We start from the raw sequence: 21,995 nt of genomic DNA, 5'->3' as shown, positions 1-21,995 counted from the left end.
TCGGAACGCTGTGCGGGGCGGTGTTCCTCGTCAATATGGCGCGGGTCGTGTTCGCGCCGCTGTTGTCGGAGTTCATCGATACCTTCGGGATCGGCGAGGCGACCGCGGGGCTGCTCGTCACGCTCGTGTGGGTCGGTAGCGCCGCCCCTCGGCTCCCGACCGGGTGGCTGCTCACCCGAGTCCCCCGCCACTACGTCGTCCTCGGCGCCGGGGTCGTCCTCACGTTGGCGTCGACGTTCGCGGCGTTCGCCCCCGGAATCGACGTGCTGATGATCGCCGCGGTCGGTATGGGGCTGGCCTCCGGCGTCTACTTCATCGCTGGCAATCCGCTCGTCTCGGAACTGTTCCCCGAAACGGTTGGTCGGGTCATGGGCATCCACGGCACCGCGAGTCAACTGGCCGCCGTCTCCGCCGCGCCGTTCGCGACGGTCGCGCTCGGTCTCGGAATCGAGTCGTTCGCCGGGTGGCGCGCCGTCTTCGCGCTGCTGGCCGTCGCGGCGGCGACCGTCACCGGCGCGGTGTTCGTCGCCGCCCGTGGCGCCGACCTCCCCGAGCTCGGCGCGGAGGACCGAGACCTGCTCGGCGCCGCCCGAACCGAGTGGCGGACCATCCTCACCGGCGTGCTCATCCTCGGGATCGCGGGCTTCGTCTGGCAGGGCGTGTTCAACTTCTATGAACTGTACATGCTCGACAAGGGGCTCGCGCCGAACGTCGCCCGCAACGCGCTCACCGTCGTCTTCGGGGCCGGCGTCCCGGCGTTCCTGATCTCCGGGCGGCTCGCCGACCGGTTCCCGCACGTCCCGTATCTGTTGAGCGTTCTCGCGGCGTTCATCGTGTGCCTGTTCGCGCTGGTGTCCGTCTCCGGGCTCGTGCCGCTGCTCGTCGTGTCGGCGGTCACGGGCTACGTTATCCACTCGCTGTTCCCGGCGATGGACACCTACCTGCTCGACACGCTGCCCGACGCGACACGCGGGTCGGCGTACGCCGTCTACTCCGCGTCGATGATGGTCGTTCAGGCGACCGGCTCCTCGGTCGTCGGGTCGCTCCGTGGCGCCGGCTTCGCGTACGACGCCGTCTTCGGCGCCGCCGCGGTCGGCCTCGTGGTGCTGCTGGTCGGACTGGTGCTGGCACAGCGGGCGTCGTGGCTGCCGGAGTGACCGAGGCCGGAGCGACTCCCGGCGGGGTGAATCGCCGCACCGATCGTGACGCCGGATCGAACCGCCCCCGACGCCACGACTATGGTCGCCTGTCGAGTAGATCCGCCGTGCCAACCCGTTCGCTTCCCGCGGAGACGCGGCTCGGTCGCGTCACGCTCGCCGTCTCCGATCTCGAAACCGTCCTCCCGTTCTACCGCGACGTCGTCGGCCTCCGCGTTCGCGATCGGGGCGACGGCCGGACAGTTCTCGGAAGCGCCGCCGACGCCGTCGCTGACGACGACTCCGCCGGCGACGCTCCCGCCGATCTGCTCGTTCTCGAGGAGGACTCCGACGCCGACCCTCGGCCGTCGAACGCCGCGGGGCTGTTTCACACGGCCTTCCTGTTTCCGTCCCGGGGAGCGCTGGGCGACGCGCTCGCACGGATCCGCGACGCTGGCGCACGGCTCACCGGCGCTTCAGACCACCGCGTCAGCGAGGCGCTGTACCTGCGAGATCCGGAGGGAAACGGCGTCGAACTGTACCGCGATCGACCGCGCGAGGAGTGGCCGGAAGCGGACGGCGAGGTGCAGATGGACACGCTGCCGCTCGACGTGGACGCGCTTCTCGCGGACCGCGCGGGCGACGCGGACGCCGCCGGCGACCCCGCACCCGCCGGCACGACTGTCGGCCACGTTCATCTGGAGGCGACTAGCCTCGATGCTGCCGAGGCGTTCTACGTCGACGCCGCCGGGTTCGACGTGCGCCAGCGCTTGGGGGGCGACGCCCTGTTCCTCGCCGCCGACGGTTATCACCACCACGTCGGCCTCAACACCTGGAACCGACGAAGCGAGCCCGCCTCGGGAACCGGGCTCGCCGAGTTCGAGATGCTCGTTTCCGACGGCGACGCGCTCGAAGCGATCCGCGAGTCGCTCACTGACGCGGGATTCGGCGTGACGGAAAACGGCGGCAACGGGCTCGTTGCGGTCGATCCTGACGAGATACGCGTTCGATTCGCGGTCGCGTAACTGTCGGGATCGTGGTGGAGTCCGTCTGGGTCGCTCCGTCGCCGATCGGGAACGACGGCGGACGCACTACTCCGTCGTTCCCGTCGATGTGACCGGCCGCTCCCCGCAGTCCGGGCACCGCTCGCGGCTGCTGTCGAACCGCTCACCACACGCGGGACACTCGGACGCCTCGTTCTCGTCGGCCGCGTTCTTCGCAGTCTGCTTGAATTCCTCGACCCGTCGCCCGAGCTCGTTGAAGATCCCCATGAGTTCCGTGAACAACGACATCACGGGACAAAAGGGTTCGCCGGACCGTTCGGAGATACGTCGAGGAGATCTGCTGAGATCTGAACGGGTAGTACGGAACAGTTGCTACCTACAGATGGCTCACTTGCCGCCCAGAGGGCCAACCTACCGACATGGTTTCAGAAATCGGGCGCGAGATACAGAGCGTGTAGTCACCACGTGGCAAAATTCAGTTCCGATATTATATCTGAAAGATGGATGACGTGTCACCGCGAATCACTCGTTCGTTCCTGAAGTTTGATATCGAGAGGGTCTTCGATTTCACCCATCACCGCTTCGAGGGCGTCCGTCGCAGTGATCAGTCCAACGACGTTCTCTTCGCTCTCAGTAGCCACGAGTGCGAGTTCCTGATGTTCGTTCTGAAACTGATCGACAGCATCGCTAATGAGGGTGTCTGCTCGAAGCGTCATTGGTGGGGCAGCGATATCTTCAAACGCAATCTCGCCACGTTGGAGTTCGTCGATTCGATCGACAACTGCGGGAACATAGACAATGCCTATATAATCGGTGGGATCGTCACCTATGAGCGGAAATCGTGTGTGAGGGCTCGTTCCGATCCGATGGAGGTTTTCCTGTACAGAGACTGTTGTCGAGAGAAAAATAATATCCTCACGATCGGTCATAACATCGCTGACCGGCTTTTCGCCGACAGTGAAGGCGTTGATGATCTCATCTTTGCGCTCCTCGGAGAGGTTCCCTCGATCAAGCAAGGACCCGAGTCGATGGCGGAGGTCCGCCCGCGATTCGACGCGATCGGTTTCGGTTTCGAGCCAGGCACCGGTCATTTCGACTCCGAAGCGCCGGAGCGTCCATTTGGCGACGCCATCGCCGAGCACGATAACCGGGTAGAGTAGTTTCGCAAACCAGTAGAGAGGGGTCGCACCGTATCGAGCGACGAATTTCGTCCGTTCGACCCCGAGATACGTGGGTGTCTGTTCGCCGTGAGTCAGGTGGAGCAGATTGATGATGACGAACGCGAGGATGCCACCCGCGCCGATCGACGTGAGGAGCGTATTCTCGAACACTGGGTCGATCAACGAAGCCAGCGCTGGTTCTGCGACGATGCCGACAGCAATACTGGTTGCGGAGATACCGACCTGACAGCTCGTGAGATAGATTTCGAGATCCTGTGTCATCTTCCAAGCCCGCCTGAGGCCCGGGACATCGAACTCGGATTGTGGATACTGCCGGACACGGGTCAGCGCAAACTCGATTGCAACGAAAAACCCGTTTGCAAGGATGAGTAAGAGGCCGGCACTCAGGCGAAGTGTTAGTTCCAAACTGTTCATGCGGAGTTGTTTCCGCCGGAATATGAATAATGCCGGTACTTTCTACTGGATCATGATTCCCGATAAAAATATCCCGAGAACGTGCCGATCAGTCATTCACGAGTTCCTTCCAGCGCTATCAGCAGGACAAAGGGAAAAGCCGGGGTGGCGGTGGTGGGAACTACCGACGCAACGCCGTTCGCGATTTCACGCGCTTCTGGAGCGGTCTCATCGCATACGCTTCCGATGACCTCTGGAAGAAATGTCGCCGCCCCCACCCATCCTCCGAAACTCTGCTGCAGGAGAGTATATTTTGTATCGCGTTATGGAATTTATACAAGCATATATCCGGACTGCCGGGAATTCCGCCGGACATCGAAAATCTTCCGTACGACGGGCTCAGCGGCCCACAGTCACCGTGAAAATGAAACGAGCCGCCGTCGCAACGAGCGGACTATCGGATCTTCGTTCCGATCGGCGAGTCGCCGTGGGTCGTCAACAGGTCCGCGTCCTCGCCGGCGGCCAGCAGCATGCCGTTGGACTCGTGACCGAACAGCTCGGCCTTCTCGAGGTTCGCGACGACGACGACCTTCGTCTCCGGGAGGTCGTCCACGTCGTGAAGCTGCTTGATCCCCGCGACGATCTGACGCTTTTCGACGCCGATGTCGACGGTGAGCTTCACGAGCTTGTCGGAGTCCTCGATCGGTTCGGCCGCCAGGATCTCGCCCACGCGGAGGTCGAGATCCTGGAACTCGTCGAAGCTGATGCGGTCGTCGGCGACGGGTTCGATGTCGCTCATGGTCGACTCGGCGTCCGCCTCGGCCTCGTCGGTTTTGGTTTCGTCCGCGTCGTCGGTCGCCGCCGCGGCGACGCGCGATTCGAGCTTCTCGTTGAGTTCCTCGACGCGCTCGTCCTCGATCTTCTCGTACAGCTCCTCGGGCGCGCCGAAGTCGCGCGGGGGCGCCGCCAGCGCGGCGTCCGTGGTCACGTCGTGGACGGAGCCATCCTCGCCGAGCTGGCTCCACAGCTCCTCGCTCGTGCCGGGCGCGACCGGCTCGAAGAGGACGGCGACGGCCCTCGCGATCTGGACGCAGTCGCGGATCACCTGCGCAGCCGCCTCGTCGTCCTCGCCGACGAGGTTCCACGGCTCCTCGTGCTGAATGTACTCGTTGCCGAAGCGGGCCAGTTCGACGGTCGCGTCGCCGATCGCGCGGACGGAGTAGTCGTTGACGCCGGCCTCGAACTCCGCGATCGCCTCCTCGATCCGAGCCTCGACCTCGTCGCTGACTTCCGCCTCGGGCGTCCCCTCGAAGTTGCGGTGGGCGAACAAAAGCGAGCGGTAGAGGAAGTTGCCGACTGTCCCGACGAGCTCGTTGTTGACGCGGTCGCGGAACTTCTCCCACGAGAAGTCGACGTCCTGCTGGAACCCGCCGTTGGTGGCGAGGTAGTATCGCAGCAGGTCCGGGTGGAACCCCTCCTCGAGGTACTCGCGTGCCCACACCGCGCGGTTACGGGAGGTGGAGAAGCCGTCCCCGTCGAGCGTCATGAAGCCGCTTGCCATCACCGCGCGTGGCTCGCTGTAGTCGACGCCGTGCAGCATCGCGGGCCAGAAGACGGTGTGGTGCTGGATGATGTCGCGCCCGATGACGTGGACGATCTCCCCGTCCTCCTGCCACGCCCGCTGCCAGTCGTACTCGTCGGCTCCGACGCGCTCGGTGTACTGTTTCGTCGAGGAGACGTACTCGATGGGCGCGTCGACCCAGACGTACAAGACGAGATCGGTGGGATCCTCCCCGTCGATATCGGGGTAGTCGATCCCCCAGTCCATGTCGCGGGTGATACACCAGTCGCGGAGGCCGTCCTCGAGCCACCCGCGCGGCTGGTTTCGGGCGTTCGAGGTGCCCTCCAGGCGGTCGAGAAAGCCCGAGAGGTACTCCTCGAACTCCGAGACGCGGAAGAACTTGTGTGTCTGATCGCGGTACTCCGCGGGGTTGCCGGTGACCGTCGAGCGGGGGTCCTCGATCTCGCCGGGTTCGAGGTGGCGGCCGCACCCTTCGTCGCACTCGTCGCCGCGGGCGAGTTCCCCGCAGTACGGGCACGTCCCCTCGACGTACCGGTCCGGGAGCGACTGTTCGGCCTCGGGGTCGTACGCGACCTTGATCTCCTTCTCGTAGACGTGGCCGTTCTCCTCCAGCGTGCGGACGAACTCCTGAGTCGTCTCGGTGTTCGTCGCGTCGTGCGTGTGGCCGTAGTTGTCGAAGTCGACGTCGAACCGCGGGAACGTCTCCTCGTACTGCTCGTGCCACGCGAGCGCGAACTCCTCCGGTGAGGTACCCTCCTTCTCCGCATTGACCGCGACGGGCGTGCCGTGCATGTCCGACCCGCAGACGAACGCGGTCTCTTGGCCGAGCGATTCCAGCGCGCGCGCGTACACGTCGCCGCCGACGTACGTCCGGAGGTGGCCGATGTGGAGGTCGCCGTTGGCGTACGGCAACCCGCACGTCACCACCGCCGGCGCGTCCGCGGGAAACGGGTCGCGCGTGAGAGTGTCCTTGCTGCTCATGGGTGACGTGTCGTGGATGCGGACCTAAAGCCCGCCGAATCGGGCGAACGATCTCCGTCCGTGGGCGTCGTCGGTCCTCCGACCGTGCGTCCGGCATTCACGTCGCCGTCGGTGCCGCTCCGCTACGGACCGCGACGGCCGCGAACGATCTACCCGAGGCGAACGGACCGCCGCACACACGTCGGTGTCGCCTCCCGTGGCTACTTGGCTGTCGGCGCGGTCCGCACCGATATGCACGACAGCGCGGCACGGTTTGCACGACGCGTCGGCGACGAGTACGGGTTCGAGCCCGAGATCGAGGAGTTCCCCGAGGGAACGAAAACCGCGGCAGATGCCGCCGACGCCGTCGGCTGCTCGGTCGCACAGATCGTCAAGAGCATCGTCCTCGTCGCCGACGACGAGGCGATCGTCGTGCTCACCGCCGGCGACAACCGCGTCGATACGGACGCGCTCGCGACCGAACTCGGCGCCGACTCCGTCCGGACCGCCAATCCCGACGAGGTGAAGGAGGCGACGGGATGGAGCATCGGCGGCGTTCCCCCGTTCGGCCACGAGTCGGCGGTTCCGACGTATCTCGACGAGTCGCTGCTCGCCCACGATCGGATCTGGGCGGCCGCGGGGACGCCGGATGCGGTGTTCGCACTCGCTCCCGAGGAGTTACAGGCGATCGCGGATCCAGTGACGACGAGCGCGTTCGAGTAGCGTAAATCATATAGCGCGATATACAATCGCCGAACCACCGGCTCTCCCGAGTGCGGGGGCACCACGACCGACCGTGCTCGGACAAGAGGTGAAGGACGTACCGACGGTGAGCGAACGAAACCCTCGAACTGTAGGGAACCGAACTATGGCGTAGTCGGTCGACGGAGGGTATGGGAGTCCATTGAATGACAGATCAACTGACCAGCCGGGACGACACTGGCGAGGGACGGCAGCCGTCGCGCCTCGTGATCGAGTCCGTCGCCGAGGCGACCGCCACTGACCCGATCCGTCTTCCACCGCTCCACGACGTGGTCGACCCCGAAGCGCTGGACCGTCTGTTCACGAGAGAGATCGGATCCGGAACGCGGGCGACGGACGGCCACGTCACGTTCCGCTATCACGGATGCGACGTTACGATCCACGCGAGCGGTGGGACGACAGTCGAACCGACTGGAGGGGATACCTAGCCCGTTCGAATCCCGGTATCGGTAGCGTCCCGCTTCAGCGTTCATCGAACAGCGTCGCGATGAGCGTCCGCTCGGCGGCGTGGACGTGCTCCGAGAACGTCGCCGACGAGATACCGAGTTTGGACGCGACCTCCTCGCCAGTACACTCGCGAGGCCAGTCGTAGTAGCCGGCCTCGAAGGCAGTCTGTAGGACCTCGCGCTGTCGGTCTGTCAGTTCCGCTTCCAGCGTTCGGTGCAGCGTCGCCCGCGAGAGCAGCGGCGTCATCGACGGCTTCGACCGCTTCGAGGCTAGCGTCGCCTCGGGCGTTTCCTCGAGGAACGTCCCGACGATCCCCGCGGCGTCGGCTTCCGTCGGGATCTCGGCGACGATGCTGCCCCGACCGGCGGCTCCCCGAACCGTCCGCGGGAGCGCGCCGAGTTCGGCCAGCCGGCGAGCCGGGCAGTCGTCGGACACCAAGAACTCGAACAGGCCGCCGTCGCGGTACGTCTCGACCAGCGAGGCCTCTGTTCCCTCGTGTTCGGCCGCAAGCGCCGTGATCCGTTCGGGGTCGGCGTCCGTCACGGTGAAAAACTCGGCATACTCGCCGTCCGCTCGCGGCAGAAACTCGGCGAGTTCGAGCGTACAGTCGGCGACCGCGGACACCCGGACGAACGGATACGCCGATCGCTGGAATCGGAACTCGACTTCGAGCACGTCGTCGCCGTCGCCGTCGGTGGTCCCCCCTGACATGTGCAGTTCACCGGTTCCAACCTGGCTCGATGAATCTTTGGGCGCCCGACACGCTCTCGGCCGACATCGGGCGCCCCTTCGGCGACGACACCGTCGCCTTCGGTCGCGCTTCCGGCGCCGGCGGACTGACCGCCAGGCGCCGCCGACCAGACGGTCAACACCGTCGGACCCACGAGCGTTACGGCAGCTATCGATCGTTGGGCGATCCGATTGCGAGTCGGATCGTTGAACCCGCATCCGCTCTGTTCTCTCTCCATGTCCGTCCTCGATTCGCTCCCGCCGCGACCGCTCCGTTCGGCCGAACTGGAGGCACTCCGCGACGCCGACAGCGTCACCGAGGCCGCGCCCTTGGGAGTAGACGACGACGACATTCGCGCGCTCGCGGTGCAGGCTGGCGAGACGATCCACGGCCTCGGGTACGATCCCGACACGGGCTGGACGGTGGTCGACAGCCGCGAGGCCGGCGACCCGGAGGATCTGGCGGCGGTACGCGACTCGCTGAAGAGTTGGGAAGCGGAGCGCGCGGCTGTCGACGCCGAGGAGTAAGGCACACAGGCGAACTGATCGACCCCGTTCGTACCGCTGACATCGTGACTTGCGATTGCCGTCCGTTACCCGGTTCGGATCCGAACTGCTATACCCCTCGGACGTGTACGAGATTCCATGGCAGTCGAAGAGCCGCAGACGGCGGAGTCCGTGGAGTCGCTCGACGCCGGGCCGTGTCCCGTCGTCGACGCGCTCGAACAGGTGGGATCGAAGTGGCGGCTCGTGGTGCTACACGACCTCCTGGACGGGGAGAAGCGATTCAACGAGCTGAAGCGCTCCACGGACGCGAGCGCGCGGACGCTCTCGCGGGTGCTCGACGACCTCCGGGAGATGGACTTCGTCCACAAGCGCATGGAGCCGGACGCACCCGTTGCGACGTACTACTCGCTGACCGCGAAGGGGGAGTCCCTCTCGGTCGTCTTCGACGAGGTGGAGTCGTGGGCAGGCGAGTGGCTCGACGCCTGTACCGAGTAGCTCTCCGTCCTGCGTTCCCGTCGTTCGACCGAACCGCCGGGGTTTATTCGCTCGGTCCACGGGGACCGATCCGATGACGCGATGAGCGGCGACGACGAACCGAACGCGACCGGAGTCGACGACGCCGACGCTGACGCCGCCACACCCGGCGTCGGCCCGGTGTTCGAGACGGAACACGTGGTCGTCGGCGGCGACGCGCGTGCGCTCGCGATCCCCGACGAGTCTATCGATCTCGTCGTCACGTCGCCGCCGTATCCGATGGTCGAGCAGTGGGACGACCTCTTCGCGCGCCTCGACCCCGCGGTCAGCGAGGCGCTCGAGGCGGCACGGTCCGGCGATGCCGACGCCGCGGCGGCCGCCGAGCGCGCGTTCGACGCGATGCACGAGGCGCTCGCCCCGGCGTGGGACGAGATCGCGCGGGTGCTGGCGCCCGGGGGCGTCGCCTGCGTCAACGTCGGCGACGCGACCCGCTCGGTCGGCGGGCGGTTCCGGCTGTGGGACAACGCGACCCGGGTCGCGGACGCACTCGGCGCGGCGGGACTGGACCGCCTGCCGGGCGTACTGTGGCGCAAGCCGACGAACGCGCCGACGAAGTTCATGGGGAGCGGGACGCTCCCGCCGAACGCCTACGTCACGCTCGAACACGAGCACGTGCTCGTGTTCCGGAAGGGGTCGCGCCGCTCGTTCGACGCCGGCGACCCCGCGCGCTACGCGTCGGCGTTCTTCTGGGAGGAGCGCAACCGCTGGTTCTCGGACGCCTGGACCGACCTCCGCGGGGTCGACCAGGCGCTCGAGGGGGGCGACGCCCGCGACCGGTCGGCGGCGTTCCCGTTCGAACTCCCCTACCGGCTGCTCAACATGTACTCGACGTACGGCGACCGCGTGCTCGACCCGTTCTGGGGGACGGGAACGACGACGCTGGCGGCGATGGCCGCCGGCCGCGGATCCGTCGGGGTCGAGCGCGACCCGGACCTGGTCGCGTCGTTCGACGCCGACGCTCGACGGGCGCCCGCACTCTCGCGCGAGCGGGGGCGACGCAGGCTCCGCGAACACCGGGCGTTCGTGACAGAGCGCGACGAGCGGCCGGGCTACGACGCGAGCCACTACGAGTTTCCGGTGGTGACGAAGGCCGAACGCGACATCCGACTGTACGAGGCGACCGCGGTCGAGTCGACGGCCGGCGGCTATCGTGTGAGACACGAACCGATCGAGTCGTCGGACGAGCCCCCGTCGACGACGGAGTGAGTTGAGGACGGAGGGGGTCACGGCTGGTGCCTCGTCGACAGGACCGGAGACGGACGCCTTAGAACAGGCCGAGCGTCAGCGATCCGGCGCCGAACAGGGCGAGCGTGACGATCAGCCGGCCGACGCTGCCGACGAACGTCGCGAGCGCGAACCGCCAGTAGTCGCGCTCCAGCACGGCGAACGCGTAGATGGAGATCGTGTCCGGAAAGAACGGGACACACAGCGCGAGCGCGAGCCCCGCGTACCCGTACCGACGCGCCAGCTCCGCGGTGGTGCTCTCGGACCACTCGATCACGTCGAACCGAGAGCGTCGGAGCCACCTGATTATCGGGCCGGACTGCTTCGCCTCCTGCCCGATGTGGAACGCGAACACGGAGCCTGCGGCCTTCCCGAGCCCGGAGACGAACATGATCACGGAGAGTTTCGCCCACGTGGGGAGCCCCAGATCCAAGGGGGCGAGCAGGACGACCTCGCTCACGCCCGGGAGCGCGAACGCGATGAGAAACGAGTAGACGAAGATGATCCCCAGGCCGGTCCAGCCGGTCGCGGTCTCGACGAGGCGAGTGAGCCAGCCGAAGTCGGGCCACCAGGACGGCTCGCTCGCCAGCGGGACCGCGGTGCCGAGCTGAGCGACCGCGTCGCCGAGGGGGATGAGTCCGACGGACGCCGCCGTGGTGACGGCGTCGACCGCCGTCGGTGCCGTCAGCGTGGCGGAGGCGGGGACCGGAAGCACGTTCGAACCGGGGGGATACCGGAGAATAAGTTCGGTGGTTCCCGGCGAGGATCGACCGGCGGGTCGGATCGAACTACCGCAACTCGTCGAGGTCGTCGAGAAACGCCGACAGCGACTCCCGGGTGACGTGGGGCATGACGACGACGCGGGCCTCGTCGGCGCCGGTCCGGGAGAGGCGCCAGCCGCGCTCGCGGAGTCCCTCGAACGTCGCTCGCGGGAGGTCGAACGCGACGAGCGGGAGCTCCGGGTCGACGACGCCGAGCCCGCGGCCGCGCAGTTCGTCCGCGAACCACGTCGCAAGTTCCATCGCGCGCTCGTGCTCGCGGCGGTAGCCGTCGGGCCACAGCGCGTCCGTCGCCGCGACCGCGCTGGCGACGCCCGCACCCGAGCGGGTGCCCGTAAGGCTCGCCTGCGAGGCGGTTTCGAGGTAGGGCGTGTCGACCGCGAGCGCGTCCAGCGTCGCGGGGTCGCGCGCGAGCAGTCCACCGGCGGGCACCGCCGCGCGGCCGACCTTGTGGGGGTCGATCGTCACCGTCTCGACGCCGTCGACGGCGAATCCCCAGTCGTGCCCCGAGAAGGGGAGATGAAACCCGCCCCACGCGGCGTCGACGTGAAGCGGAACGTCGGCGTCGACCGCCAGGTCCGCGAGCGCGGGGATCGGGTCGACGCGACCGTACTCCGTCGAGCCCGCGACGGCGACGACCAGCGCCGCGTCGTCGATCGCGGCGGCGACGGCGTCCACGTCGACGCGGCCGTCCCCGTCGGTGGGGACGGTCCGAAGCTCCACGCCGAGCACCGACGCCGCCTTGTGGAAGCTGAAGTGGGCGGAGTCGGGCGCGACGACGACCGGGTCGACGACGTCGGCGCGCTCGCGCGCCGAGCGCACGGCTTGGATGTTCGACTCGGTGCCGCCGGCGGTGACGTAGCCGTGTGACGAGACGTCGGCGGCGTCGCCCCCGAGCGTGTGGGCGAGTCCGGTTATCTCCGCGAGCGCGGCGACGGCCTCGCGCTCCAGTTCGGCGATCGTCCCGTAGGTCGCCGGGTCGCCGGGATTGGACGCGAGGAAGCGTTCGGCCGCCCGCCGGGCCGCCGGGTGCGGCTCCGTGCACATCGAGGAGAGCACACGGTCGAACGACCGGGGACGGCGCTCGGCGGCGGACGGCTGCATTGCCGGAAGAACGACGGGAGCGGGAATTAGGGATTGCGATTTCGGGGACCCGGTGTCGCGGTGTCCGGGTGCCGGTCAGCGCACGTCGTCGAGGATCAGCTTCTGCTCGGTGCGCTTGACCTCGTGTTGCACGTCGCGGACGGCGTCGATGTTCGCGGAGATGCTCGTAACCCCCTCCTCGACGAGGAAGTCGACCATCTCCGGCTTCGACCCCGCCTGCCCGCAGATGCTGGTGTCCACGTCGAGCTCGCGGCACGACTCGATCACGTCGCCGATGAGTGTGAGCACCGTCGGGTGGAGCTCGTCGAATCGATCGGCGACGTTGCTGTTGTTGCGGTCGACCGCGAGCGTGTACTGCGTGAGGTCGTTCGTCCCGAACGAGGCGAAGTCGATGCCGCACTCGGCCAGCTCCTCGATGGCGAGCGCGCTGGCGGGCGTCTCGATCATCACGCCCCAGCGACGCTTCACGGGGTCGATGCCGACGGCCTCCATGTGGCGCTTGGCCGCCTCCACGTCCGCCGCGTCGTTCACCAGCGGGAGCATCAGCTCGACGTTGTCGTACCCCATCTCGTAGAGGCGCTTGAACGCCGTCAGTTCCTGGCGGAACACGTCCGTCTTGTCGAGCGAACGGCGGATCCCGCGCCATCCCATCATCGGGTTGTGTTCGTCGGGCTCGCTCTCGCCGCCCTCCAGCTCGCGGAACTCGTCGGTGGGGGCGTCGAGCGTTCGCGCGCGCACGGGCCGCGGGTAGAACTCCTCGGCGACCTCCCGGATGCCGTCGACGAGTTCCTCGACGTACGCGTCGGCGCCGTTGTCGGCGATGTACTTCTCGGGGGTGACCCCGAGCGACAGCACCATGTGCTCGATGCGCAGCAGGCCGACGCCGTCGGCGCCCGTCGCGGCCGCTCGCTCCGCGGCCTCGGGGATGGAGACGTTCACCTTCACCTCCGTCGCGGTCATCGGCTTGACCGGCGTCTCCGGGCGGACCGCCTCGACCGGCTCGTACTCCTCCTCCTCTTTCGTCGCGCGACCCTGTCGGATCGTTCCCTTGTCGCCGTCGATGGTGACGACCTGGCCGTCCGAGAGCGCGCTCGTGGCCGAGCCGGTGCCGACGACCGCCGGGACGCCGAGCTCGCGGGAGACGATGGCGGCGTGGCTGGTCATGCCGCCCTCGTCGGTGACGATGCCGACGGCGCGCTTCATCGCGGGCACCATGTCCGGCATCGTCATCTCGGTGACGATGATGTCGCCCTCGGCGACCTGGTCGAGGTGATCGAGCTTCGTGACGATCCGCACCTCTCCGGAGACGATCCCCGGCGAGGCACCGAGTCCGCGGAAGAGCACGTCGTCGTCGTCGTCGCCGCTCGCCCCGGCGGTTCCGGCGGCCGCGCCGCCGTTCGTGACGGCCTCGCGCTCCTGGCCCGACGGGGTCGACTCGGTCGACCCCGAGGCGTCCGTGATCGTCGTGATCGGACGCGACTGGAGCATGTACACGTCGCCGTCGTAGACGGCCCACTCCACGTCCTGCGGCTCGCCGTAGTGGTCCTCGACCCGTCGCCCGAGCTCGACGAGCCGCTCGATCTCCTCGTCGGTGAGCACCCGTGCCTCGCGCTTCTCGTCGGGCACGTCGCGCGTGACCGTCTCGCCGGTCTCCATGTCCTTCTCCATGAGGAGCTTCTTGTCGGCGACGGTCACCTCGTCGACGGCCGCCGTCTCGCGGTTGACGACGTAGTTGTCGGGCGAAACCGAGCCGGAGACGACCGCCTCGCCGAGTCCCCACGCGGCCTCGATGATGATCTCAGGCTCCCCCGTCGAGGGATGGGAGGTGAACATCACGCCGGACTTCTCGGCGTCGACCATCCGTTGGACGACGACCGCGATGTCGACCTCCGAGTGTGGGAACCCCTGCCGCTGTCGGTAGTAGATGGCGCGCTGGGAGAACAGCGACGCCCAGCACTCCTTCACGCGCTCCAGCAGCGCCTCCTCGCGGACGTTGAGGAACGTCTCCTGTTGGCCCGCGAAGGAGGCGTCCGGGAGGTCCTCCGCGGTCGCCGACGAGCGCACCGCGACGAACGCCTCGCCGTCGTCGCCCATCGTCCGGTAGGCATCGAGGATCTCCTCGCGCACGGACTCGGGCAGTTCCGTCCCGAGAATGAGGTCCCTGGCGGTCTGCTCGGCCGCCCGCAACGCCGCGGAGTCCTCGGGGTCGATCTCCATGGCTGCGAACAGCTCCTCGTCGATGCCCGCCTCCTCGATGAACGTTCGGTACGTGCCCGCGGTCACCACGAACCCCGGTGGGACCGGCAGGCCGGCGCCGGTCAGCTCCCCCAACGAGGCCCCTTTTCCGCCGACGGTGTCCAGGTCATCGGCGGAGACGTCGTCCAGCCAAAGTACAGCCATTTCGTACCTGGAGGAACCGAGGACTGAACCAAGAAGGTATCGACCGACGCAACGGAATTGAAGACTATACTCGGTTCTGAGTACTTCTCGTCGGGTCTCGTGGGGTTTCGCGAACGGTCGATCTCGTCGCTGTCTCCGTCGCTGTCGCCCCCGTACGGATGCGGCCGACACCGCACAGCCTGGGAGGGAATTCACGAACTGCGGCACAGCCTGGGAGGGTGCTCACGAACCGCGGGGTTTTCGACGGCCCGCTCCCGAGACGAGGTGTGAGCGACACCACCGAGCCCGATGCGTCCGGCGAGGGGTCGCCGGAGGAGCCGTATCTCGCGGCGGCGGCCGCCGACCGCTGGGACGTGCTCCGGTACGAGGAGGACCCGGAGCCGGTCCACCGCGTCGTCCCCGCCGGCGCCGGATCCGACGTGGTGACGACGTACGAACGCCGGGCGCGCTCCCGTCGTCGCCTCGTGCTCGCGCTCGTCCCGATCGCAGCGGTCGGCCTCCCAGCCGCGGGCTGGCTGCTCGCGGGCGCGCTCGGGCTCGCGGTCGGCGCCGTTCTCGCGGTCGTCACGGCCGCGGTGATCGTTCGCCGCCACGTCGGCGAGGACGACGACGAGCGGACCGACGTACCCGAGGTCGTCGACGCCAGCGCGGACGCGGCGACGGCGCGGGCGTACGGGCTGGAGAACGAGGCGACGATCGCGGACGCGGAGGCGTACCTCGACGAGAACCCCGACGAGGCGCCCGACCGCTCACCAGAGGAGGCGCTGGACGCGGCTCAGGGGCGGTAGTTCCTCCGGATCGCCGTCGCGTCTTTCCGTCCTCTCGAAGACCTCCTCCGACGTAATAACCGCAGGACAGCGGTCGGGATCGGAGCGAGAACTCAGACTTCGATGATCTCGTCGTCGTCGCTCTCGGGGACGCGGATCTCGCCCTCGAACGCGGTCACCGTGTCGCCGCCGACGACCGGCGCGCCGCCGTCGCCGGCACCGGGGCGCACCCGAACCCGCCCCGGGCGGTCGACGTAGTGGCCCTGTTCGAACACCAGTTCCTCGGGCGTCCCGGCGTCGACGCCGTCGCCTCCGTCGCCCGCGGTGCCGGCATCCGATCCGGGAACGCCGCCGGTGTCGCCGCCGCTGAACGCGCCGAAGTGGTCGAGGTATGCGCCGCAGGCGCCGCTCGCGGTTCCGGTCACGGGGTCCTCGTCGATGCCGCTGCCGGGGACGAAACACCGGCCGTGGGCCGTGGAGTCGGGGCCGAGCGCGTCAAAGGTGAACGCGTACACGCCGGCGGCGTCGTGCTCGTCCGCCAGCGCCGCGACGGCGTCGAAGTCCGGCGTCATGTCGCCGAGGTGTTCGAGGAAGTTCACCGGGACGACAAGGAACGGCAGCCCCGACGAGGCGTACGCGACGGGCAGTTCCGCGCCCACGTCGCGGAAGGCCTCGCTGGAGACGCCGAGCACGTCGCCGAGGCGGTCGTAGTCGACCTCGACCTCGTACACCGTCGGCGGGTTCTGCGTCATCCACACCCGCCCCTCGTCGGTCACCTCGATCTCGATGACGCCGACGTTCGTCTCCAGCGAGTGCGTCCCCGCGTCGATCGCGCCCGTCTCGAACAGGCGGGCGTGGGCGGCGACGGTCGCGTGGCCGCAGAGGTCGACCTCCGCTGTCGGCGAGAAGTAGCGCACCCGGCGGTCGGCCCCGCTCGACGGGTGAAGGAACGCCGTCTCGCTGGCGCCCAGTTCGTTCGCGATCGCCCGCATCTGTCCGTCGTCGAGGCCGTCGGCGTCGGGGACGACGCCCGCGACGTTGCCCGCGAGCGGTTCGGTCGTGAACGCGTCGACGAGCGCGGCGTCGCGGCGGTCCCCGTCGGAGGTGGCGTCGGAGTCGGTCATGTACTCGCCTCCGGTCGGCCGCGACAAAACACCCAGTGGTTCCGGGGTTCGAGTTCCGGCCCGGTCGACGGCGTGGCCCGGACGACTGCGCGCCGTTTACTTGCCGGCGATGCCGCCGTAGTCGCGGTGAACCGCGTCGCCCACCTCGGGCAGCACCGGCCCCGCGGCGACAACGTCGCTGCCGAGGCGCTCGTACACCTCCGCGGACGGGAGACACGAGTCCGAGCCGTACAGTTCGGCGCCGCGCTCGGACGAGGTGGCGTGGACGACCGCGCCGAGGCCGACGTGGGCGATCCCGCCCGCGCACATCGGACACGGCTCGGTGCTGGTGTACATGATCAGGTCGGCGCGCTGTTCGGGCGAGAACTCCCGGGCAGCGCGGTGGGCGAGCGTCAGCTCCGGATGTCGGCGCACGTCGTTTTCGGTGGTGACGGCGTTGCGCTCGGTCATCGCGATCTCGTCGTCCGCGGCGCGCACGAGCACGGAGCCGTACGGGTCGTCGCCGCGCTCCGCGGCGCCCCGGGCCAGTTCGATCGCCTCGCGGACGTGGTCCTCGTGGCTGAGGCCGGCGAAGCGGTCCGGCAGGGCTTCGAGCGAAGATGCCATATCGCGTTATCGTCGCCGAGGATGGTGTAGCTGTCGGCGACGCGCCCCGACACGACTAAACGCCCGGTCCGACACCCACAGATATGACCGAGATACACGAGGGACAGCGGGTGGCCGTGTTGGCCGACTCGCAGAACCTGTATCACTCCGCACAGAGCGTTTACTCCCGCAACGTCGACTACTCGAAGATGCTGGAGAAGGCCGTGATGGGGCGGCAGCTGACCCGAGCGATCGCGTACGTGATCCGCGCGGACTCGCCCGACGAGGAGACGTTCTTCCAGGCGCTGCGCGACATCGGGTTCGAGACGAAGATCAAAGAGATCAAGACGTTCGGCGACGGCTCGAAGAAGGCCGACTGGGACGTGGGGATCAGTCTCGACGCGGTGACGCTGGCGGACCACGTGGACACGGTCGTGCTCTGCACCGGCGACGCCGACTTCTCGCGCCTGTGCTCGCATCTCCGCCACGAGGGCGTCCGCGTCGAGGTGGTCGCCTTCGAGGAGTCCGCGGCGGCGGACCTGAAGGCGGCCGCCGACTCGTTCGTCGACATGAGCGAGCGCGAGGAGACGTTCCTGCTATGAGCGGCGACGCGACCCTGGAGGACCTCCGAACGGTCGCGGACTACCAGTTCGGCGCGGGCGCGGGCGACGCGCTGTTCCCGACCGACGAGGACGTGACGGTCCGGCGTTCGACGAGCGGGCGCCCCCGGCAGGTCACCTGCGACGCCGGGCGGATCGTCTCGTACCTGACGGACGGTCGGTTCACCCTCGGCGTCGAGGGCGGCCGACGGCTCCGATCGGCGCTGCCGCATCCCGAGTACAGCGTCGTCGTCGGCGACGAGTCGGCGCCGTTCGTCCGCGACGGGAAGAACGTGTTCGCGAAGTTCGTCGGGGACGTGGGCGAGTCCGTGCGCCCGCGCGACGAGGTCGTCGTCGTCCACGAGGACGACACCGTGCTCGGCGTCGGCCGGGCGGAACTGGCCGCGGCGGAGATGCGCGACTTCTCGTCGGGGATGGCGGTGAAGGTGCGATCGGGCGCCGAGTCGGAGTGACAGGCGACCCACGGGCACGTTCTCGGGGACACCCGGATGGCGTGGCGGCCAGTCGGCATCGCCTAGGTCACACGAGCAGCAGTGCCAGCCAGCCGGCGAGCGCGCCGCCGTTGACGAACGGCAGCCCCGCGTGGACGCCGCGGACGCGGTGGACGAGCACCTGGAGGGCGGCGAGGCCGACGAGCGATCCGAGCAGCGGCGCGGCCGCGGCGAGCGTCCCCGGCGCCCCGATCCCGACGCTCGCGGTCAACATGGCGGGGAACAGCGCGTCGCCGGCGCCCAGCAGCGTCGCCGCGGGCGTCCCCTCGCCGGAGACGGTCGCGTTCGCGTCGGCGTCCCCGTCGTCGGTGGGGACGACGAACATCGACGGAACCCGAAGGTCCGCGCTCGCGTCGGCCATCTCGAGCATGTGGCCCGAGCCGTACACGGCGTAGGCGTCGTAGCCGGCCGCGAGGACCAGCCCGGCGGCGGCGTACGCGGGGGCGAGGCTCGCGCCGAACAGCGCGGCCCCGCCCGCGACGCCGACGACCGCGACTGCGTTGCGGACTGCGGGCCGGGGGACGCGCCACGCGAGGGCGGTCCCCGCGGCCGCCGCGACGGCGCCCACGACGGACCCCAGAAACGCGGAGAGGGCGAACCACTGGGCGGCGCCGAGCGACACGAGCATCACCCCGCGCACGAGCCGGCGACTGGCGCCGTACCGGATCACCGCCAGCGAGAGGGCGGTGCCGACTGCGAGCCCCAGGACGAGCGGGACGAGCGCGTCGCCCCCGCTCCCGTAGCTGACGCCGGAGCCGGCGAGCCGCGGGGCCGCCGCGAGCGCGACCAGCTGAACAGCGAGAAACAGGGCGCCGATCCCGACGGCGCCGCGGACGCGGGGATCCCGAAGTCTCCGGGCCAGCTCCCCGACGACGGGACGGCCGGCCACGGGACGATCAGTCACAGATACTGTGCCAGACCCAGCGCCTGTACGAGCGGGACGCCGGCGAGGACCGAGCCGAGCAGGTAGCCGCCGATGGCGCCGCCGTTCAACAGCGGGAGGCCGGCGTGCGGGCGACCCTTCAGCACCATCCGCAGGAGGATTCCGAGGCCGACGAACGTCCCGACGATGGCCGACAGCGTCGGCAGCCCCATCGCGGGGACGATCGGGAGCCCGAACGCCGGTGCAGGCGACCAGAACGCCGCCGAGGCGGCCATCACCGCGGGCATCACCGCGTCGCCGAGGCCGATGAAGAACACGTCGCGCTCGTCCTCGTCGGTTCCCTCGGTGGCGCCCTCGGTCGACCCCTCCTCGAGCAGCGAGTACGACCACTCCAGCGGGATGACGAGCACGACGGGGATGTTGAGGTCGAGCACGCCCTCCGCGAGGTCGAGCATGTGTTCGGTGCCGTACACCGAGATGGCGTCGTACACCGCGAGCACCGACAGGAGGACGATCGCCGGCAGGAGCCCGAAGGAGATGCCGAAGAGTCCGGCGGCGCCGGCACCCATCAGCGCGCCGGCGGCGTCGATCACGTACCACTCGGGGTACGCGAGCAGGGCGACGGCGACGAGCCCGGCGGCGGCGATGGCAGCTATCCCGGGGAGAAACACCGAGAAGACGTACCACGAGAGCATCCCCGAGGAGGCGACGATGACGAGCCGGACCGCCCAGTCGAAGTCGTACTTGAACGCCGCGAGCATCAGCGCGGTGACGACGAGGATGGCGCCGAGATACAGCGCGGAGTTGGTCGGGTTCTGCGGGTCCTCGACCGTCTGGTAGCCGGCCGCCTCGAAGGTGGGCGCCAGCGAGACGGCGCCGACGTGGACGACGAGGAACAACAGCCCCGCGAGGAGGACGCCGCGGACTGCGCGAGCCTTCATTGCCCGCCGGTAGGGGTGGCCCGCGTTTGGTGGTTGTGGTTGCGACCGCGCGCGACACGTGTCCGCCGGTGTCGACACCCCTCGGCGTCGAGACGGCTCCGAGCGTCGATCAGTCGTCGATATACCCCAGCCCGCGGAGGCGTTCCTCCACGGCGTCGGGGGTCTTGTCGTCCGCTTCCGCCCCGTTCGTCGCAGCGCGTTCACCCGGCGGCGCCCGGCGCTCCCGGTCGGCGCCCTCGTACGGACGAACGGTCGGCTCGGTGACGGCCGGTTCGCTCCCGTCGGCGAACACCGAGTCGATCACCTCGCCGTCGACGGTCGTCGGAACGGGTTCGCCGAGCGCGTGCAGAAGCGTCGGGAGCACGTCGAAGACCGTGGCCCCGTCGATCCGTCGTCCCGCAGCGACGTCCGGCCCGGTCGCGAGGAAGATCCCCTCCGGGCGGTGTCCGGCCGCCGTGGACTGTGCATCGACGACCACCTCGTCGGCGAGGGGCGTCTGCACGAGATACCCCGGCTCGGCTTCCACGACGAGCTCGGGCGAGGAGTCGTCGGTCGGGAACAGCTCGTCGCCGTCGAACACCTCGAGGACACGCTCGCCGGTCTCCGGGTCCGCCACCGACTCGAGGCAGGCGCGCACCCGCGATTTTAACTCCGGGACCTCGTCGGGGTCGACGGTACCGTCCTCGAACCGATCGCTCCGGTTGAGATACACCGAGCCGGCACCGCGGACGAACGCCAGGGACTCCCCGTACTCGATGTCGTACACCGCGTTGGTGCCGGGGACCTGCATCGCGACCATGTCGACGAGCCCCTGTGGAACGGACTCGACGATGGTGGCGTCGTCGATGCCGACGCGGTCGAGCCACCCCCGAACCGTCGATTTGGTCACGCCCAGTCGGCCGAGGACGCCCCGCGTTCCCTCGTCGGTGCGGCGGGAGAGCAGCCCCTCGCGCTCGAGCGCGCGGTTGGCGGAGACGATCCGCTCGGCCGGGCCGAACCCGTGGTCCGAGACGACGAACAGCGTCCCGTCGCGCGCCTCGACGTACGACCGGACGGTCGCGAGCACCTCGTCGAGCCGCCGGTAGTGTTCGAGGAGCACGTCCTCGTCCCACACGAGGTGCTGGAGGCGGTCGGGCGCGGTGAACACGACGAACCCCAGCCTGAACTCCGTCTCCGCGAGCAGGTACTCGAGCAAGCGCTCGCGTCCGTCGACAACGTCGTCGATCTCGGCGGCGAACTCTCGCTTGTCGCCGTCGTACGACTCCCAGTCGAGTCCGATCCGATAGTCCGGAACACGCTCGGCGAGTGTCTCCGCCAGCTCGGGCGGATGTGTGAACCCCTCGCGCTTGTGCGGGGTCATCATCCCGGTGACCATGTAACCGTCCATCGGCCGTGCGGGATACGTCATCGGGACGTTCGCGACGGACGCCGGCGCGAGCAGGTCCCACGCGAAGGGACCGCCGATATCGTGACTCATCGTCACCGAGTGCGAGTAATCCGAGCCGATCGTCCGGAACCAGTACGATCCGTGCCCGTCCGGTCGTCGTCCGGTCGCGATCGAGGGCCACGCCAGCGGGGTCGATGCCGGCGTGGTGCTCTTCAACGGTCCCGTCGTCCCGGACTCGAACAGCCGAGCGAACGCCGGGAGCTCACCCTCGTCGACCCAGCGCTCGATCAGGTTCCAGGGGACGCCGTCGAACCCGAGAACGAACGCGGGCGGGGTCTCCGCGTCGATCATCGCTCTATCGGCCTCCATAGGTATCGTTGCTCACCGGGCTAAGGTTCCACATTCGTGCGCAGGATCCCGTGTTGGCCACTATGTTACGAGGTCGCTACTAGGAG

General features: G+C 68.6%; 22 protein-coding genes. 10 read left to right on the top strand and 12 right to left on the bottom strand.

Annotated features, from left to right (window positions below; translation table 11 throughout):
* Window positions 1-35 precede the first annotated feature (35 nt).
* Complete coding sequence (locus K6T25_RS01005; RefSeq protein WP_240009238.1) at window positions 36-1,157, top strand: MFS transporter; 1,122 nt, start codon at window positions 36-38, stop codon at window positions 1,155-1,157.
* Between the two features lie 107 nt (window positions 1,158-1,264).
* Window positions 1,265-2,161: a VOC family protein gene (locus tag K6T25_RS01000; protein ID WP_222915796.1), complete on the top strand. Its 897-nt coding sequence runs from the start codon at window positions 1,265-1,267 to the stop codon at window positions 2,159-2,161.
* A 66-nt stretch (window positions 2,162-2,227) separates the two neighbouring features.
* Here the strand turns inward: K6T25_RS01000 and K6T25_RS00995 are convergent, their stop codons facing one another.
* The 3 genes from K6T25_RS00995 to metG all read right to left on the bottom strand — a co-directional run bounded on the left by K6T25_RS00995 (window position 2,228) and on the right by metG (window position 6,277).
* The gene (locus K6T25_RS00995) at window positions 2,228-2,428 is read right to left on the bottom strand and encodes a hypothetical protein (RefSeq protein WP_225917774.1); all 201 of its coding nucleotides are present in this window, start codon (window positions 2,426-2,428) and stop codon (window positions 2,228-2,230) included.
* Window positions 2,429-2,652: 224 nt separating this feature from the next.
* Complete coding sequence (locus K6T25_RS00990) at window positions 2,653-3,735, bottom strand: CNNM domain-containing protein (RefSeq protein WP_222915794.1); 1,083 nt, start codon at window positions 3,733-3,735, stop codon at window positions 2,653-2,655.
* A 433-nt stretch (window positions 3,736-4,168) separates the two neighbouring features.
* The gene (gene metG, locus K6T25_RS00985; protein ID WP_222915792.1) at window positions 4,169-6,277 is read right to left on the bottom strand and encodes a methionine--tRNA ligase; all 2,109 of its coding nucleotides are present in this window, start codon (window positions 6,275-6,277) and stop codon (window positions 4,169-4,171) included.
* Window positions 6,278-6,508: 231 nt separating this feature from the next.
* On the opposite strand from metG, the gene K6T25_RS00980 reads away from it, so the two are divergent.
* Complete coding sequence (locus tag K6T25_RS00980) at window positions 6,509-6,979, top strand: YbaK/EbsC family protein (RefSeq protein WP_222915790.1); 471 nt, start codon at window positions 6,509-6,511, stop codon at window positions 6,977-6,979.
* A gap of 185 nt (window positions 6,980-7,164) precedes the next feature.
* On the top strand, window positions 7,165-7,446 hold the full coding sequence (gene ddfA, locus K6T25_RS00975) for a DdfA family disk-determining factor (protein WP_222915788.1): 282 nt from the start codon (window positions 7,165-7,167) through the stop codon (window positions 7,444-7,446).
* A gap of 34 nt (window positions 7,447-7,480) precedes the next feature.
* On the opposite strand, the gene K6T25_RS00970 is transcribed toward ddfA, so the two are convergent.
* A complete protein-coding gene (locus K6T25_RS00970; protein ID WP_222915786.1) occupies window positions 7,481-8,176 on the bottom strand; it encodes a helix-turn-helix domain-containing protein in 696 nt (231 codons plus the stop codon).
* Window positions 8,177-8,431: 255 nt separating this feature from the next.
* Here K6T25_RS00970 and K6T25_RS00965 point away from each other — a divergent pair, with 255 nt between their 5' ends.
* From K6T25_RS00965 to K6T25_RS00955, 3 genes are all read left to right on the top strand, one after another.
* Entirely contained in the window at window positions 8,432-8,722 is a 291-nt protein-coding gene (locus K6T25_RS00965; protein WP_222915785.1) for a DUF7964 domain-containing protein, read from the top strand.
* 117 nt (window positions 8,723-8,839) lie between these two features.
* A complete protein-coding gene (locus K6T25_RS00960) occupies window positions 8,840-9,196 on the top strand; it encodes a winged helix-turn-helix transcriptional regulator (RefSeq protein WP_222915784.1) in 357 nt (118 codons plus the stop codon).
* A gap of 81 nt (window positions 9,197-9,277) precedes the next feature.
* Window positions 9,278-10,441 carry a DNA-methyltransferase gene (locus K6T25_RS00955; RefSeq protein ID WP_222915783.1) on the top strand — a complete coding sequence of 388 codons (1,164 nt, stop codon included), beginning with the start codon at window positions 9,278-9,280 and terminating at the stop codon, window positions 10,439-10,441.
* Window positions 10,442-10,499: 58 nt separating this feature from the next.
* Here K6T25_RS00955 and K6T25_RS00950 read toward each other — a convergent pair whose 3' ends face one another.
* The 3 genes from K6T25_RS00950 to ppsA all read right to left on the bottom strand — a co-directional run bounded on the left by K6T25_RS00950 (window position 10,500) and on the right by ppsA (window position 14,742).
* Entirely contained in the window at window positions 10,500-11,048 is a 549-nt protein-coding gene (locus K6T25_RS00950; protein WP_222917793.1) for a YqaA family protein, read from the bottom strand.
* Window positions 11,049-11,247: 199 nt separating this feature from the next.
* Window positions 11,248-12,342 (bottom strand): tyrosine decarboxylase MfnA, encoded by a 1,095-nt coding sequence (mfnA, locus tag K6T25_RS00945; RefSeq protein WP_222915782.1) that lies wholly within the window; start codon window positions 12,340-12,342, stop codon window positions 11,248-11,250.
* Between the two features lie 75 nt (window positions 12,343-12,417).
* Window positions 12,418-14,742 (bottom strand): phosphoenolpyruvate synthase, encoded by a 2,325-nt coding sequence (gene ppsA / locus K6T25_RS00940; RefSeq protein WP_222915781.1) that lies wholly within the window; start codon window positions 14,740-14,742, stop codon window positions 12,418-12,420.
* 266 nt (window positions 14,743-15,008) lie between these two features.
* Between ppsA and K6T25_RS00935 the strand changes: the two genes are divergently transcribed.
* Complete coding sequence (locus K6T25_RS00935; RefSeq protein ID WP_222915780.1) at window positions 15,009-15,530, top strand: hypothetical protein; 522 nt, start codon at window positions 15,009-15,011, stop codon at window positions 15,528-15,530.
* A gap of 92 nt (window positions 15,531-15,622) precedes the next feature.
* Here K6T25_RS00935 and K6T25_RS00930 read toward each other — a convergent pair whose 3' ends face one another.
* Window positions 15,623-16,633, bottom strand: a complete 1,011-nt coding sequence (locus K6T25_RS00930) for a PhzF family phenazine biosynthesis protein (RefSeq protein WP_222915779.1) — start codon at window positions 16,631-16,633, stop codon at window positions 15,623-15,625.
* Between the two features lie 96 nt (window positions 16,634-16,729).
* On the bottom strand, window positions 16,730-17,239 hold the full coding sequence (locus K6T25_RS00925) for a nucleoside deaminase (RefSeq protein WP_222915778.1): 510 nt from the start codon (window positions 17,237-17,239) through the stop codon (window positions 16,730-16,732).
* A gap of 83 nt (window positions 17,240-17,322) precedes the next feature.
* On the opposite strand from K6T25_RS00925, the gene K6T25_RS00920 reads away from it, so the two are divergent.
* Both K6T25_RS00920 and K6T25_RS00915 read left to right on the top strand, forming a co-directional pair.
* A complete protein-coding gene (locus K6T25_RS00920; protein ID WP_222915777.1) occupies window positions 17,323-17,820 on the top strand; it encodes a LabA-like NYN domain-containing protein in 498 nt (165 codons plus the stop codon).
* Window positions 17,817-18,290: a PUA domain-containing protein gene (locus tag K6T25_RS00915; protein ID WP_222915776.1), complete on the top strand. Its 474-nt coding sequence runs from the start codon at window positions 17,817-17,819 to the stop codon at window positions 18,288-18,290. Before K6T25_RS00920 ends, K6T25_RS00915 begins: the two co-directional genes overlap by 4 nt.
* A 67-nt stretch (window positions 18,291-18,357) precedes the next feature.
* Here the strand turns inward: K6T25_RS00915 and K6T25_RS00910 are convergent, their stop codons facing one another.
* The 3 genes from K6T25_RS00910 to K6T25_RS00900 form a co-directional block, all read right to left on the bottom strand.
* Window positions 18,358-19,233, bottom strand: a complete 876-nt coding sequence (locus K6T25_RS00910) for a presenilin family intramembrane aspartyl protease PSH (RefSeq protein WP_222915775.1) — start codon at window positions 19,231-19,233, stop codon at window positions 18,358-18,360.
* A complete protein-coding gene (locus K6T25_RS00905; RefSeq protein WP_222915774.1) occupies window positions 19,230-20,153 on the bottom strand; it encodes a presenilin family intramembrane aspartyl protease PSH in 924 nt (307 codons plus the stop codon). Before K6T25_RS00905 ends, K6T25_RS00910 begins: the two co-directional genes overlap by 4 nt.
* 109 nt (window positions 20,154-20,262) lie before the next feature.
* A complete protein-coding gene (locus K6T25_RS00900) occupies window positions 20,263-21,909 on the bottom strand; it encodes an alkaline phosphatase family protein (RefSeq protein WP_225917773.1) in 1,647 nt (548 codons plus the stop codon).
* Between the last annotated feature and the right edge of the window lie 86 nt (window positions 21,910-21,995).

This window comes from Halobaculum rubrum (assembly GCF_019880225.1).
Lineage (GTDB): Archaea > Halobacteriota > Halobacteria > Halobacteriales > Haloferacaceae > Halobaculum > Halobaculum rubrum.
Note: the sequence above shows the minus strand (reverse complement) of the source record. Positions and strands in the feature narration are given on the sequence as shown.